This window comes from Pasteurella sp. P03HT, from assembly GCF_054052285.1.
In genome coordinates this window covers 37,371-52,053 of sequence record NZ_JBSIUM010000011.1, presented here as the reverse complement: position 1 = coordinate 52,053, position 14,683 = coordinate 37,371, and the positions used below count along the sequence as shown (strand labels likewise).

The 14,683-nt window shown below is 41.5% G+C and carries 11 protein-coding genes; 3 read left to right on the top strand and 8 right to left on the bottom strand.

Annotated features, from left to right (window positions below):
* Positions 1–44: 44 nt before the first annotated feature.
* Complete coding sequence (gene mak, locus ACWIT3_RS09170) at positions 45–956, bottom strand: fructokinase (RefSeq protein WP_457162389.1); 912 nt, start codon at positions 954–956, stop codon at positions 45–47.
* A gap of 99 nt (positions 957–1,055) precedes the next feature.
* On the opposite strand from mak, the gene ACWIT3_RS09165 reads away from it, so the two are divergent.
* Complete coding sequence (locus ACWIT3_RS09165; RefSeq protein ID WP_457162388.1) at positions 1,056–1,775, top strand: response regulator; 720 nt, start codon at positions 1,056–1,058, stop codon at positions 1,773–1,775.
* Between the two features lie 46 nt (positions 1,776–1,821).
* Here the strand turns inward: ACWIT3_RS09165 and ACWIT3_RS09160 are convergent, their stop codons facing one another.
* The 3 genes from ACWIT3_RS09160 to ACWIT3_RS09150 are packed head-to-tail and all read right to left on the bottom strand — an operon-like array spanning position 1,822 to position 5,310.
* Positions 1,822–2,751: an ABC transporter substrate-binding protein gene (locus tag ACWIT3_RS09160; protein ID WP_457162387.1), complete on the bottom strand. Its 930-nt coding sequence runs from the start codon at positions 2,749–2,751 to the stop codon at positions 1,822–1,824.
* Positions 2,752–2,777: 26 nt separating this feature from the next.
* The gene (locus tag ACWIT3_RS09155) at positions 2,778–3,749 is read right to left on the bottom strand and encodes an ABC transporter permease subunit (protein WP_046339242.1); all 972 of its coding nucleotides are present in this window, start codon (positions 3,747–3,749) and stop codon (positions 2,778–2,780) included.
* Between the two features lie 49 nt (positions 3,750–3,798).
* Positions 3,799–5,310 (bottom strand): sugar ABC transporter ATP-binding protein, encoded by a 1,512-nt coding sequence (locus ACWIT3_RS09150; protein ID WP_457162386.1) that lies wholly within the window; start codon positions 5,308–5,310, stop codon positions 3,799–3,801.
* 313 nt (positions 5,311–5,623) lie between these two features.
* Between ACWIT3_RS09150 and ACWIT3_RS09145 the strand changes: the two genes are divergently transcribed.
* Positions 5,624–8,212: an ATP-binding protein gene (locus tag ACWIT3_RS09145; protein ID WP_457162385.1), complete on the top strand. Its 2,589-nt coding sequence runs from the start codon at positions 5,624–5,626 to the stop codon at positions 8,210–8,212.
* A 61-nt stretch (positions 8,213–8,273) separates the two neighbouring features.
* On the opposite strand, the gene speB is transcribed toward ACWIT3_RS09145, so the two are convergent.
* The 3 genes from speB to ACWIT3_RS09130 all read right to left on the bottom strand — a co-directional run bounded on the left by speB (position 8,274) and on the right by ACWIT3_RS09130 (position 12,678).
* A complete protein-coding gene (speB, locus tag ACWIT3_RS09140) occupies positions 8,274–9,194 on the bottom strand; it encodes an agmatinase (RefSeq protein WP_457162384.1) in 921 nt (306 codons plus the stop codon).
* A 66-nt stretch (positions 9,195–9,260) separates the two neighbouring features.
* Positions 9,261–11,195 carry a biosynthetic arginine decarboxylase gene (gene speA / locus ACWIT3_RS09135; protein WP_457162383.1) on the bottom strand — a complete coding sequence of 645 codons (1,935 nt, stop codon included), beginning with the start codon at positions 11,193–11,195 and terminating at the stop codon, positions 9,261–9,263.
* A 187-nt stretch (positions 11,196–11,382) separates the two neighbouring features.
* Complete coding sequence (locus ACWIT3_RS09130; protein WP_457162382.1) at positions 11,383–12,678, bottom strand: NAD(P)/FAD-dependent oxidoreductase; 1,296 nt, start codon at positions 12,676–12,678, stop codon at positions 11,383–11,385.
* Between the two features lie 193 nt (positions 12,679–12,871).
* Here ACWIT3_RS09130 and ACWIT3_RS09125 point away from each other — a divergent pair, with 193 nt between their 5' ends.
* Positions 12,872–13,921 (top strand): extracellular solute-binding protein, encoded by a 1,050-nt coding sequence (locus ACWIT3_RS09125; RefSeq protein WP_457162381.1) that lies wholly within the window; start codon positions 12,872–12,874, stop codon positions 13,919–13,921.
* 66 nt (positions 13,922–13,987) lie between these two features.
* Here the strand turns inward: ACWIT3_RS09125 and ribB are convergent, their stop codons facing one another.
* A complete protein-coding gene (gene ribB / locus ACWIT3_RS09120) occupies positions 13,988–14,632 on the bottom strand; it encodes a 3,4-dihydroxy-2-butanone-4-phosphate synthase (RefSeq protein WP_457162380.1) in 645 nt (214 codons plus the stop codon).
* Positions 14,633–14,683 lie beyond the last annotated feature (51 nt).

The following is a 14,683-nucleotide window of genomic DNA, read 5'->3' as shown; positions in this document are numbered from 1 at the left end:
TTCCGATCACAAAAAGTGCGGTTAATGCTCAGACAATTTGCCGTTTATTTCTCTACTGGCCATAGCCATGCCGCCCCCCTCACTCCGCTGGAGTCGCCATGTAATGCTTTGCGTATTGGCGTATGGAATTCTTTACCAAAAATATAATTTGGCATTAGCTTGGGCACATTGGTATAAAGGCGATCGATATTACATACACCTCCTGCAAAGACAATCACATCAGGATCTAACACATTCACATAAGCCGACAACGCTTTTGCCAAACGACGTTCATAGGCTTGCAGAGATTGTTCGGCGATTTCATCGCCTTGTTCAGACAACGCTAAGATTTCATCACCTTTCAGACGTTGACCAGAGCGGCGCTCATAGTCATCACACAACCCCGTACCTGACACAAATTGCTCGACACAACCATGACGACCGCAATAACATTGGTGACGACGCGCAACATCTAATTCCTCTTCGTCCATCCAAGGCAATTGATTATGTCCCCATTCACCCCCAATCCCATTTCCCCCATGGTGTGGCTTACCATTAATCGCAATGCCCGAGCCAGAACCTGTACCTAAAATCAACGCTAATACCACTTCACTCCCTGCGCCCGCACCATCTGTCGCCTCTGATACAGTCATGCAATTTGCATCATTCGCAATACGCACTTCGCGCCCCAGTAACGCACATAAATCTTTATCTAATGGCTGACCATTTAACCAGACTGAATTGGCATTTTTCACTTTATGACTAAAAGGTGAAATGGTCCCTGGAATACCGAGTCCAACCGTTCCCGTCTGTCCCGTTGCTTGTTCAGCATCGTCAACTAACCCTTTAATTGCCTCAAGTGTTGCCTCATAAGAACCTCTTGGTGTTGCTACCCGTTTTCGAAATAATTCTTCTCCTTCATTTGACAGGGCAATCACTTCAATTTTTGTGCCACCTAAATCAATTCCAATGCGCATACTTACCTCATATTGTTAATTTTGTTTATTGATGAATACTCTTTCACCCAGAAATTATATATACTTTATCCATTCTGTGTTCAATAAATGAGTCTTTGCATGCCACAATCTACCGCTATTCTTGTTATTGATGATGATGTTCAAATCTGTGAACTCCTTACAGATATTTTTGAAGAGCATGGCTATTCTGTTGTCACTGCACAAACAGGAACACAAGCTTTGGCGTTATTACAGACAACACAATTTTCACTTATTTTTCTTGATTTAATTTTGCCTGATGTCAACGGGCTTGTGTTACTCCAAAGTCTAAAAACGCTGAGCGCTGCGCCAATTATTATGTTGAGTGGTTTAGACTCTGAATCCGATATCGTGGTCGGTTTAGAAATGGGCGCAGATGATTACATCCCGAAACCCTTTTATCCTCGTGTTGTGGTTGCAAGAGCCAAAGTCGCTTTACGCCGCCAACAACCGTCTCCCTTTACTACACCCAATGTCCAACAAGGATTTACTTTTAATCATTGGGTGCTGGATACCGAAAATCATAAATTATTTTCACCACAAAAACAGGAAATCGAGCTAACCCAGGGTGAATATACCTTATTACATGCCTTAGTTTCGCATGCGCAAAAAGTGCTTTCACGAGAAAAACTATTGGAATTAACCCATAGCGAAAGTTTAGAAATTTTTGACCGCACTATTGATGTTTTGATTATGCGGTTACGTAAAAAAATCGAGCCAAATCCCAAAGCCCCAACTTACATTCAAACGGTTCGAGGCATGGGATATTTATTTTCTGTTGCCGCCGAACGCTGCCATTAATGAGTGCTTCCCCCTCTTCGAAAAGAGGGGGAGCAAAAGGTTTGGATTATTTTACTGTCCAGCCTTTGTAGTCTTTGATGTTATCACGAGTGATTAAATGCACTGGAATTAACACAGGATCTTTCGGTGCTGGTTTGCCTTGTAAAATGTCATAACCAATTTTCACCGCTTCTGCAGCCATCACTTGTGGATCTTGTGCTGGTGTACCACGGAATAAACTGTCTGGTAATTTCAACGCTTCTTCACCATCAGGAGAACCATCCACCCCCATAATAAAGAATTCACTACGTTGTGCTTGTTTTGCGGCTAAGTCAGCACCAATCGCGGTTGGATCATTAATCGCAAATACTGCATCAATTTTCGGATGCGCAATTAATAGTGAGGTCATCACCTCTAACCCACCTTCACGGCTACCTTTAGCGTTTTGGTTGTGAGATAACACTTTGATACCGCTATGTTTCGCAAACACATCTTGGCAACCTTGAACACGGTCTTGCACCGCTGAGACTGGTGGTCCATTGATGATCACAACATTACCTTTACCGTTTAATTTCTCAACGATAGTTTGGCACGCAATTTCACCCGCTTGGTAGTTATTTGATGTCACGGTTGCATCTGCACCATCTGCTGCTACGTCAACAGCAACCACCACAATCCCCGCTTTACGCGCACGTTCTACAGCAGGTCCAATCCCTTTTGAATCTGCTGCATTCAAGATAATCATATCGGTTTTGGCGGCAATGAAGTTATCAATTTGTGCTACTTGTTGTCCTAAATCATAGCCACTTGATACTGAAACCACATTCACTTTGTCGCCCGCCAATTCTTTTGCTTTTAACTCTGCCCCCTTCGCAATTTGCACGAAGAAGGGATTAGCAAGGTCACCGACTGTTACACCGATAGATTTTAATTCTTTCGCTTGAGCGAAAGGTGCGACAGCTAACATTAAAGATACTGCTAAGGTTTTTAATTTCATTACAATTTCTCCTATGAAGTGGATAGTTAAGCTGAACGAGTACGGTATTTATCGATTAATACAGCAACGATGATTACCCCACCTTTAATAACGAGTTGCCAGAAATAAGACACGCCCATTAACGTCATACCATTATTTAAGGTAGCGATAATCAAAGCGCCAATGAGGGTACCCGTAATTGTACCGATACCTCCCACGAAACTTGTGCCGCCCAAAATAACAGCTGCAATCGCATCAAGTTCATAGCCAACACCAAGGTTACCATTGGCACTATACAAACGAGATGCACTCATTACGCCACCTAGACCAGATAATAAACCGCTGGTAGCGTAAACGAAGATTAAAACTAAAGAGACTTTGATCCCAGTTAAACGTGCCGCTTGTAAGTTTCCCCCCACCGCATAAATATGCGTACCGAGCGTCGTGCGGCGTAAAATAAACCAACACACTGCAATCACGGCGAAAGCAATAATCACTAACCAAGGTACCGAACCGAGATAGCCGTTGCCTATCCAACTGAATGAGATTTTTGAGTTAATAACAGTTGTCCCATCTGCCACTAAATACGCGGCACCACGTAATGCGGTATAGGTACCAAGCGTCACGATAAATGGCGGCAGTCCAGCATACGCCACTAAGAGCCCATTAAAAACCCCCATGCCTAATCCTGCGAGTAAGGCTAATGGCACAGCAAATTCCGCTAAAGCGGGATTCAGTGAGCTCACAAGACCGATAACCGCTGTCACCCCAAGAATAGAACCGACAGAAAGATCAATCCCCCCTGTTAGAATCACAAAGGTCATCCCCGCGGCTAACACAATATTGATTGATGCCTGACGCGTAATATTCATCATATTCGCTTCAGTCATAAAGTTTGGTGCCACAAAAGAAAAGACGATGACGATCAATACTAAAATCGGCAAAATCCCCATGGCTTGCATCGCATCAGCAATGGCGAGCTTTTTAAAACCTGCTTTGGCTGGTTGTGCTGTTCCCATTTTTACTTCTCCTCAATCTCTCATTCTGCTATTTTTTTGTATGATTCTGTTAAGCGGCACCACAAGCAAATGCCATAATGCGTTCTTGGTTGATCTCATCCCCCGTTAATTCACCTACGGTATACCCCTCTCGCATAACATAAACTCGGTCGCTCATTCCTACGATTTCTGGTAACTCACTGGAAATCATCAAAATGGCCACCCCTCTTTTTGCCATTTCGATCATCATGCGATAAATTTCACTTTTCGCCCCGACATCCACACCACGCGTAGGCTCATCCATAATGAATAATTTAGGTTCAATCGCGGCCCAACGAGACAGTAACACTTTTTGTTGGTTCCCCCCCGATAAGCCACTCACGTTCACGTTCGCACTAGGCACACGCATTTTTAAGCCCTCAATGGCGTCTTGCGTTGTTTTCTTCCCTTTTGTTTGATCAATGACTAACATCGTGGCATCACGCTCAAGGGTTGCCATGGTGACATTTTTAAGGATGTTCAAATCAAGAAATAAGCCCTCTTCCTTACGGTTTTCAGGTAATAATGCAACATGATGCGCAATAGCATCTCTTGGTGAATGAAAGCTAATTTCGCCCCCACTTAAATATATTTTGCCTTTGGTCGCGTGTTTCACACCAAATAATAAATGTGCTAATTCCGAACGACCTGCCCCGACTAAGCCTGATAAACCAATAATTTCTCCCGCTCTAACAACTAAAGAGGCATCTTGAACCTTATTACCATCGGATAAATGTTCAACACGTAGTACTTCTTCGCCTGCTGGTACTTTTTCTTTATTAAATAAATCGGTTAATGGTCGCCCCACCATCATTTGTACTAATGTGGCGGAATCTAAATTCTCACGAGTTAACGATCCAACGTATTTACCATCGCGTAATACACTCACTCGGTCGGCAAGTTCATAAATTTCTGCCATGCGATGACTGATATAAATAATCGCCATCCCTTCATCACGTAATCGCTTGACCAATTCAAATAGGCGTTCTGTTTCACGAGAAGAAAGTGCTGCCGTTGGTTCATCCATCACTAAAATACGGCTATTACGATGTAAAGCACGCGCAATTTCGACTTGTTGCTGTTCTGCAATCGTTAAAGAAGAGACTTTTTGTGTCGCAGAAAATTGAGCGCCCAAACGATCAAGCACTTTTTGTGATTCTTCTGCCATGGTTTTACGATCTAAACCAAATAGATTTTTAATCTCGCGCCCAAGGAAAATATTTTCGGCAACGGTTAAATTCGGTGAAAGGTGAATTTCTTGATAAATCAAGGTAATGCCCGCTTTTATGGCATCTTTTGGTGAGGTAATAGAAAAACTTTCACCATCGATGAGGATGTCGCCAGCAGAAGCGGTGTAGGCGCCTGCTAAAATTTTCATTAGGGTACTTTTCCCTGCACCATTTTCACCCATCAAAGCATGAATTTCGCCACGATAGATAGACAAATCCACATCTTGCAAAGCATAAAACGAACCAAATCGTTTCGCGATACCTTTCATTTCTAGTAGAGGTCGAACAGGCGAGTCAGTCTTTACTTGTGCCATTTCATACATCCCCATTACAGTGAACATAACAGCATTTAATCATAGGAATATGAATGGAAAATGTTGAATCTCATTCATAATTGTCATAATGTCCAAATTTTCTCAATTTTGAGAAAGGGATCACGAAATTGACGCTGACCTTGACAACATTCATCACGATAATAAGCCCTCACCTGCTCAGTAAATCGAAATGAGATGGGAGAGAATCATCAAGATAGCCGCACAAAAATCTAAACTAATTCATATTTGTCATCGTTTTTTCAATATTTGCGCTTAGAATAAGTGCATCTCAGTTAATGTGCGGTCGAAAAAAATGAAAAATTGGAAAACCTCTTTTTTTGCCAAACCTTATAGTGTTCGCTTTCGCCTGATGCTCTTTTTGATCACGGCAATTTTTCTTATTTTAGTCATCAGCATCACCGCTATCATCGGTTTAAATAGCACTTATAATGCGTTATCTAACTTACGCGATCGCTCACTTAACCAAATGTTTTCGTCAATGACGTTAGGCGTAAAAACAGCTCAAATCTCGACATATGCAAAACGCTTAACTCAAACAACCCGCGCACTCGAATATCAAGAAGAATCCAAAGCCCTTGCCTTACACGCAGAACAATTACAAACGTTACTAATCCAAGCCAAGCAATCCACCTCAGAACAAGACCATCATTTTGCTCAGATTGTGCAACACATTAATTTACTAGGGAAAAGCGTACAAGAACTCTTATTACAAACGCATCAACGCCATATCTTGCACACCAATATTATTAGTGAACTCAATCAGGGTTTATTGCATATTCGCCACATTAAAAGACTGGAAAATCGGACCGCACTTAACCCGCCTTTTCCTCATGACTTCATGTTACAGCTGTCTCGAGTGGAAAAACTGATCGAAGATGCCACTAAAAATAGCTTTTCGACCAGTGTGTTCCTCAGTATCCAAGCGAACTTCCTCTTTTTCCCTGAGGTCACTCACTTAACTGATGTCAATACTGAGTTGACGAAACTCAAGCAATTGTTTCCAGCGATGATCCAACATGCTGAAGCATTAGCTAACATTAACTTACGGATTCAATTTTTGACGTTCCAAATTGATGCGTTAGTTCAACAAATTAATCAGCACTATACGCAACTGGCAAAAGAAAAAGTGGAGAGTGTCGATGTGGAGTCCGAACAAATTCAGCAACAGCTCTCGACCCTTTCTTTGTCTATTTTGTTATTTTCCTTGTTTACGATTCTATTAATTTTCATTCTCGGGAAATACATTTATTCATTAGTGGGCAAACGCCTCTACTCCATTACGGATGCCCTTAAACGTCTGTCACAAGGGGATAAAAATGTCACCGTACCACAACAACAAACGCAAGATGAAATTGGTGATTTAGCGCGTACTTTTGATATTTTCCACCAAAATGTGATCACTCTTGAACGGACAGACTTACTCTTAAAAGAAAAAAGCGAGCTGTTAGAACAAACCTTTTTAGCAATGCGTGATGGTTTGGCGATTTTTGATAATGAACTTCATTTAGTATCATACAATGAGCAATTTAAAACCCTATTACACGATTTCTTTGCGACCAAGGAAGAATGCAGTATTCACTCACTGGTTGATTATTTTAATGAGCAACACGCGACTATCGTAGGAAGTGATCAACCTATTGATTTAGCACTACTGAAAAAAATCCGCCAAACCCAAGATTTCTTGGAAATAGAATATAAACAACAGATTCTAGAATGGCGTGTCAGCCCACTGCAAGATGGCCTAGTCACGTTTTTAATCGATCGTACACAACGCAAAAAACTCGAAAATGAAATTGCTCACAGTCAAAAAATGCGCGCAATTGGACATTTAACGGGGGGCATTGCACATGATTTTAATAATTTCCTCGCAGTCATCATCGGTAACTTAGATCTCATTGATCCGCACACACTTGATGAACGGCAAGCCAAGCGTTTACAGCGTGCACTCAAAGCAGCGGAAAACAGTGCAACCTTAACACAACGCTTATTAGCTTATGCGCGCAAACAGCCCCTTCATCCGACTGCACTTGACATTAATCAATTAGTGCTCGAGTTAAGTGACTTAATGAAACATACTTTACCGCCGACCATTCAAGTGCGGCTAGAATTGGGTGAACATTTGCCTCTTATTTATATTGATAAAAATCAACTTGAGACCGCCTTAGTCAACTTGCTCGTAAATGCAAAAGATGCCCTAAATAATGAAGGCAACATCATCATTCGCACGATTCAACTCAACGTACAACGTGCACACCGCCAAGAACATATGGTGCAATTATCCATTATTGATGACGGCTGTGGCATGGATGAACAAACGCAAAAACGCGTATTCGAACCCTTTTTTACGACAAAACAAAATGGACGTGGCAGTGGGTTAGGTTTGTCAATGGTATATGGGTTTATCCGACAATCCAAAGGACGAGTCAAAATTGACTCTCAATTAAATCAAGGCACAACGATCCATTTACAACTTCCTATCGCCCAGCAAACGGAACAAGCCGATTCTGCGCTTATGCAAGCAGATCCTCTGAGCGAAATGCAATATCAAATCCTCGTTGTTGAAGATAAAGCGAGTTTACGCGAGACATTAGCCGAGCAACTGCGTCAAATGGGCTATCAACCGATTCTAACTGAATCGGGAGAGCAGGCGCTCGCATTACTGTCACAAGGGTTAGAAATTGACTACCTGTTATCAGATATTATGTTAGCAGGAAAATTGACAGGAGTAGACCTCGCTAAGTGGGTAGAAAACCAGTTACCTACAGTAAAAATCTTATTGATTACGGGACACACTGAACAGCTAGAAAAAGCAGAACAATTTCCTGTGTTAGTCAAGCCATTTAAACAAGCTGAGCTCCAACAAAAGTTACGCGCATTGTAAAAATAACAAAAAAATCCACCTACATGTGAGGTGGATGTTTTATTTGTTAAACGTGCGAGTGTTAACCTTTCTTCCAGCCTTGCATATACAACATTTCTAATGCAATCGTGGCGCCCGCTAATGCCGTAATATCAGATTGATCATAGGCAGGTGACACTTCCACTAAGTCCATGCCAACAATATTGACATCTTTCAATGCGCGTAAAATCTTCAGTGCTTTATCCGTGCTTAAACCACCACAGACAGGTGTACCTGTCCCAGGAGCATACGCAGGATCTAAGCAATCAATATCAAAAGTCAAATAAACGGGTAAATCCCCCACCACATCCTTAATTTTTGCCACGGTCTGTTCTACACTTTCATCATTCACTTGCGGAGCAGAAAGCACGGTAAAAGGTAAAGAGCGGTCGAATTCCGTACGAATACCAATTTGTACAGAATGTGCGGCATCAATTAAACGCTCGTTTGGTGCGTGATAGAACATCGTGCCATGGTCAAAATTGCTGCCATTTTCATAAGTGTCCGTGTGGGCATCAAAGTGAATCATCGCTAACTGACCAAAATGTTTGGCATGTGCACGCAATAATGGCAAAGTAATGAAGTGATCGCCACCAAAGGTTAAACAGCGTTTTCCTGCTTTTAGCAGTGCGGTGGTATGCGCTTCTAGCTCTTCAACAAAGTTTTGGTTATCCCCAAAGGAATAAACTAAATCACCGCAATCCACGATCTTTAAACGTTCGCGCACATCAAAATCCCACGGGAAGCGACACTGTTCCCACGCTAAATTGACTGACGCACGACGAATCGCCTCAGCACCAAAACGTGTTCCAGAACGCCCCGATACAGAAGCATCAAATGGTACACCTGTAATCACCCATTCTGCATCGCTTTCTGTTGGGTTGAAGTTGACTGGTAAACGTAAAAAACCAAAATTGTTTGAGACCAAAGAAATATCTTCTTTGTGATGTAACGTGTTGTACATAGTGATTCCTATTGTATATAAGTGCGGTCATTTTCTCCAAAGGTACCGCACGGAATGATTTTCGAATTACTCTTCTTCCAAATATGTGTAGCCATTCAACCCTGCCTCCAGCTCTTTTAAGAATTGAATTGCCTCTGAAGCGGGTAAATTGGAATGCTCGATTTGTTCACGATAACGGGCAAGTAGCTTATTCGGATCAAGATATACATACTCCAACATATCTGCGACCGTATTCCCTTCATCATAATCCACAATGCTCACTTTATTTTGATCACCTACTAGCACATCGACCGTACTGGTGTCACCAAATAAGTTATGCATATTGCCTAAAATTTCTTGATACGCCCCGACCATAAAGAACCCTAAAAGAGGCGGATTATCTTCTTCATAATGTGGCATTGGCATAGTCGTCGTAATCCCGTCACCATCAATATAATGATCAATCGTACCATCTGAGTCACATGTAATATCTAACAATACTGCACGACGGCTAACAGGCTGATTTAAGTTTGAAATGGGACAAACTGGGAATAATTGATCGATACCCCACGCATCTGGCAACGATTGGAACAATGAAAAATTCACATACAATTTATCGGCAAAACGTTCTTGTAGCTCATCAATAATCGTACGGTGTGAGCGGTGCTTTTCATTAAATAGCTGTCCTACTTCGTGACAAATATTGAGGTAAAGTTGTTCTGCCCAAGCACGCTGTTCCAAATTTAGCAGACCAACATTGTATTGGTTATGTACATCGGACAAATCAAACTGGCTCTCATGAATCCAGCTACGTAATGAACGTTTTTCACGTGAAGACTGAATATCCACCCAAGTTTCCCACATACTATGCAACACACTCGGCGCATCTTTTTCAGGCGCATTGAGCAATTCGGGTTGATAACGTTCAATACCAATCACATTCGAAACTAATACCGCATGATGTGCAGTCACACCACGGCCTGATTCTGTAATAATTGTGGGATGCGGTAGCCCATGTTCACGACAAGCTTGCCCAATTCCCCATACCACGGTATCAGCATATTCGTTCAAACCGTAGTTTACAGAACAATCGGATTGGGTGCGGTTTCCTTCATAATCGACACCGAGTCCCCCGCCAACATCGAAACACTGAATATTGACGCCTAACTTATGCAATTCAACATAAAAACGCGCACTTTCACGTACCCCCGTCGCCACATCACGAATATTGCCGAGCTGTGATCCCAAATGGAAATGTAAAAGCTGTAAACAATCTAAACAATCATGTGCTTTTAAACGTTGTACAAGTGCTAATACTTGTGATGCAGACAATCCAAATTTAGACTTTTCACCACCTGATGATTGCCATTTTCCCGATCCCTGTGAGGCTAAGCGTGCACGTACACCTAAACGCGGCTTCACTTGCATTTTTGCTGCTTCTTCTAACACCAACTGGATTTCGGACAATTTTTCAATCACTAAATATACTTTGTGACCCAGTTTCTCACCCATTAAGGCAAAACGGATATACTCACGGTCTTTATACCCATTACAGACAATCACCGTTTGTGTCACCCCCGCATGCGCTAAGACCGCCATCAATTCTGCTTTTGAGCCAGCCTCTAAGCCTAACGGCTGATCAGAATTAATTAACGATTCCACTACACGACGATGTTGATTGACTTTAATCGGATAAACCAGAAAATAATTCCCTTCATAACCAAAATCTTCACGCGCACGTTTAAACGCGAGGTTAATTGAGCGTAAACGATGTTGAATAATTTGTGGGAAACAAAATAAGGTAGGTAAATGTGCCCCCTGCTCTCTTTGTGCTTTCTCCGCAAGGGTTGCTAACGAAATGCGGTTTTGTGGTTTATCTGGGTCAGGACAAACAAAAATATCCCCTTTTTCATCTACGTTATAATAACGCATCCCCCAGTAATTAATATTACACACCTCACGCACCGTATTTTCAGCGTAGGTTGATGGCGTCATCTCAGACGTTAAAATAACTTGTTCCAATGTCTTCGTTTACCTCTTACACGTTGTCATTAAATAATGCAAAAGCGGACCGCACTTTGCTTACTTTGCATTGCTTATAACCTAAGCAAAAACAACGCTAGCATAAAGCAAAACTGACGAAAGCAATAGTCCTCAGAACAAAAAAGTGAAAAGTGTCACATTTCACTTTCTTGCTATCACGACGCAATTAACGATATTTATCTAAAAATCGATAATAGTTACTGCCGATAAATAACGCTGCTTTTTGAATAAATTTACCGCCATGTATCGTAGGAACTTTTAATTTTTCAAAAATTCGTAAACGCGTATCATCGCCTAATATGGCTTCAGCAATAACACGTCCTGCTAATCCCGTCAGAGCCACGCCATGCCCAGAATAGCCCTGTGCAAAATAAACATTCGGTGCAATGCGTCCAATATGTGGATTAGCATTCAACGTCATATCAATTGGACCGCCCCAGCCGTAATCAATTTTAACCTGCTCTAATTGTGGAAAGACATGTAGCATATTGCAACGCATGACGGTTTCCATATTCAAACCAGGGCTCGCATCACTCCCAAACAGCAAGCGATTATCTGCACTCAAACGGTAGTAATCCAAAAAGTAGTTATTATCACAGACTGCCATACGATTGCGAATCAAACTCTGCGCCATCACATCACTCAATGGTTCAGTCGCAATAATAAAACTTTCAATAGGTAAAATTTTACGTGCGATACCACGATGTAACTGCTTAGGTAATGCACGAATATAAGCATTTGTCGCCAAAACTACATCGTTTGCCACCACTGCACCTTGATCGGTTTTCACTTTCACTTTTGTTTTGCCAAGACGGAGATCACATGCTGGAGAATGCTCATAAATTTCAACCCCCAAATCTAAACACGCCTTTGCTAAACCTAAGCAATAATTAAGCGGATGAAGATGTCCAGAACGCTGATCAAACAACGCTCCAGTATAAATATCACTCCCTAGATGCTCGGCTAATGTGGCCTTATCCCATAAGACCATTTGGTCATAACCAAAAAACTCACGGCAAGCTTTTTCCGTCGCGACTAAATCATCCATTCGACGCGGGTTTAGCGCGAGTGTCGCATACCCTCGCTGCCAATCACATTGAATGTGATATTTAACGATACGTTCTTCAATTATCTCTAACGCTTCTAACGACATTTGCCATAACTGATGAGCCGTATCAAAACCGAGCGCATCAATATAGTCGCTAATATCTTCTTCAAAACCATTAATTGCCTGTCCACCATTACGCCCCGACGCACCAAATCCGACTCTCGCCCCGTCTAAGACAATGACTTTTTTACCTTGTTCAGCCAGTTCTAAGGCTGTCGATAAACCAAAAAACCCCGCACCAATGATACAAACATCGGCAGATTGGCGTTGAGTCAAAGGGGGAAAATCAAAATAAAGATTACGCGTCTCCGCATAGTAAGATTTGATATGTTCTTGGTGGGAAAATGTCAACATAAAATCAATCGGTAGTGAAAATTGCGGGCAGTTTACTCTGACTTAGCAAGATGTCAATTTAATTCAACCACTTTGTAAAATTTGCTATACTCCATGCCAAGTTTTTATACTTAATCGCATGACGAAGGATATTCATCCATTTCGTTTATTTTCAACTACACATTATCGTCTTCGGACTTTGGGGGACTCAAAATTGAAAAGACTTTTTAACAATGTGATCACATCACTTGTATTAGCCTCTTTCTTATTCTTCACTCACTCCGCTTTTGCAGCTAAAAAACTCTACGTTTACAACTGGACAGACTACATTCCATCCACTTTAATCGCTGACTTCACTAAAGAAACAGGCATCGAAGTCATCTATTCTACATTTGAAAGTAATGAGGAAATGTACGCTAAATTAAAATTACTTTCAAAAAACAACAGTTACGATCTCGTTTTTCCATCAAGCTATTACATTAACAAAATGGTCAAAGATGGCATGCTACAAAAACTCGATCACACAAAATTGAGCAATTTTCATCAAATTCCAACCCATTTACTCAATAAAGAGTTTGATCCTCAAAATCATTATTCTCTTCCTTACATCTATGGCTTAACTGGTATTGGTCTTAATGTTGAAGAAGTGGATCAAAATAACGTAACCAGTTGGGCAGACCTTTGGAAACCAGAATATAAGGGAAGAGTCCTACTCACGAGTGACGCACGCGAAGTCTTTCATATTGCCTTACTACTCAATGGTAAATCACCAAACACAACTAAAGAGAGTGACATCAAAGCTGCGTATGAACGCTTAGTAGAATTGATGCCAAATGTATTAGTCTTTAATTCTGACTCACCTGAAGTACCATACGTACAAGGTGAAGTCGCATTGGGTATGATTTGGAACGGTTCTGCTTATTTAGGTCACAAAGAAAACAAAAATATTCAATTTATCTATCCCAAAGAAGGCGCAATCTTCTGGATGGATAACTACGCTATTCCTAAAACAGCTAAAAACGTCGAAGGCGCCTATCAATTTATTGACTTCTTACTCCGCCCAGAAAATGCGAAAGTCGTCATTGAACGGATGGGCTTCTCCATGCCAAATGAAGGGGTAAAGGCGTTATTAACACCCGAAATGGTCAATAATCCTGTTCTCTTCCCACCTGCTGAAGAAGTAGAAAAGGGAATTATGCAAGCAGATGTCGGTAAAGCTGTCGATACTTACGAAAAATATTGGAATAAACTTAAAACCAATTAATCGTGCTAAAAAAAGTGCGGTAAAAATCAAATTCTTACCGCACTTGTTTTCATCCACCCTATCGCATTACACATTATACTTCAAACGATAAGCGACCAAATCTTCAATCGTCACCACAGGGAAACCAAATTTTTGTGCAAAGGACACAATTTCTGGTGCACGAGCCATTGAACCATCGTCATTAGTAATTTCACAAATCACACCAGCCTCTTTATAGCCAGCCAAACGCGCCAAGTCAACAGATGCCTCGGTATGACCACGGCGTTTTAACACACCTCCCTCTACTGCACGTAATGGAAAAACATGCCCTGGACGACTTAAATCACTCGGTTTCGCACCATCCGCAATGGCCGTTTTAATTGTCGTCACACGATCTTTCGCTGAAACACCAGTTGCTACACCACGTGCTGCTTCAATAGTAACCGTAAACGCAGTTTGATTCACACTTGTATTATTTTGTACCATCGGTGGCAAATCTAGCTGCTGACACATTGCATCCGTTAAACACAAACACACAATACCACTGCCATAACGAATAAGCATCGTCATCTGCTCTGGGCTGATGGTTTCTGCAGGGAAAATCAGATCGCCTTCGTTTTCACGATCTTCATCATCCAATACTAATACGCCATTGCCTTGTTTAAATGCCTCAAGTGCAGCAATCACACGTTGTTCTGCCTGGCCAAAAGGAGATAAAATTGACTGATTCATAGTAAATTCCTTGAAATATAAATATATTTAGATACCAGAATCAGGGCTGAT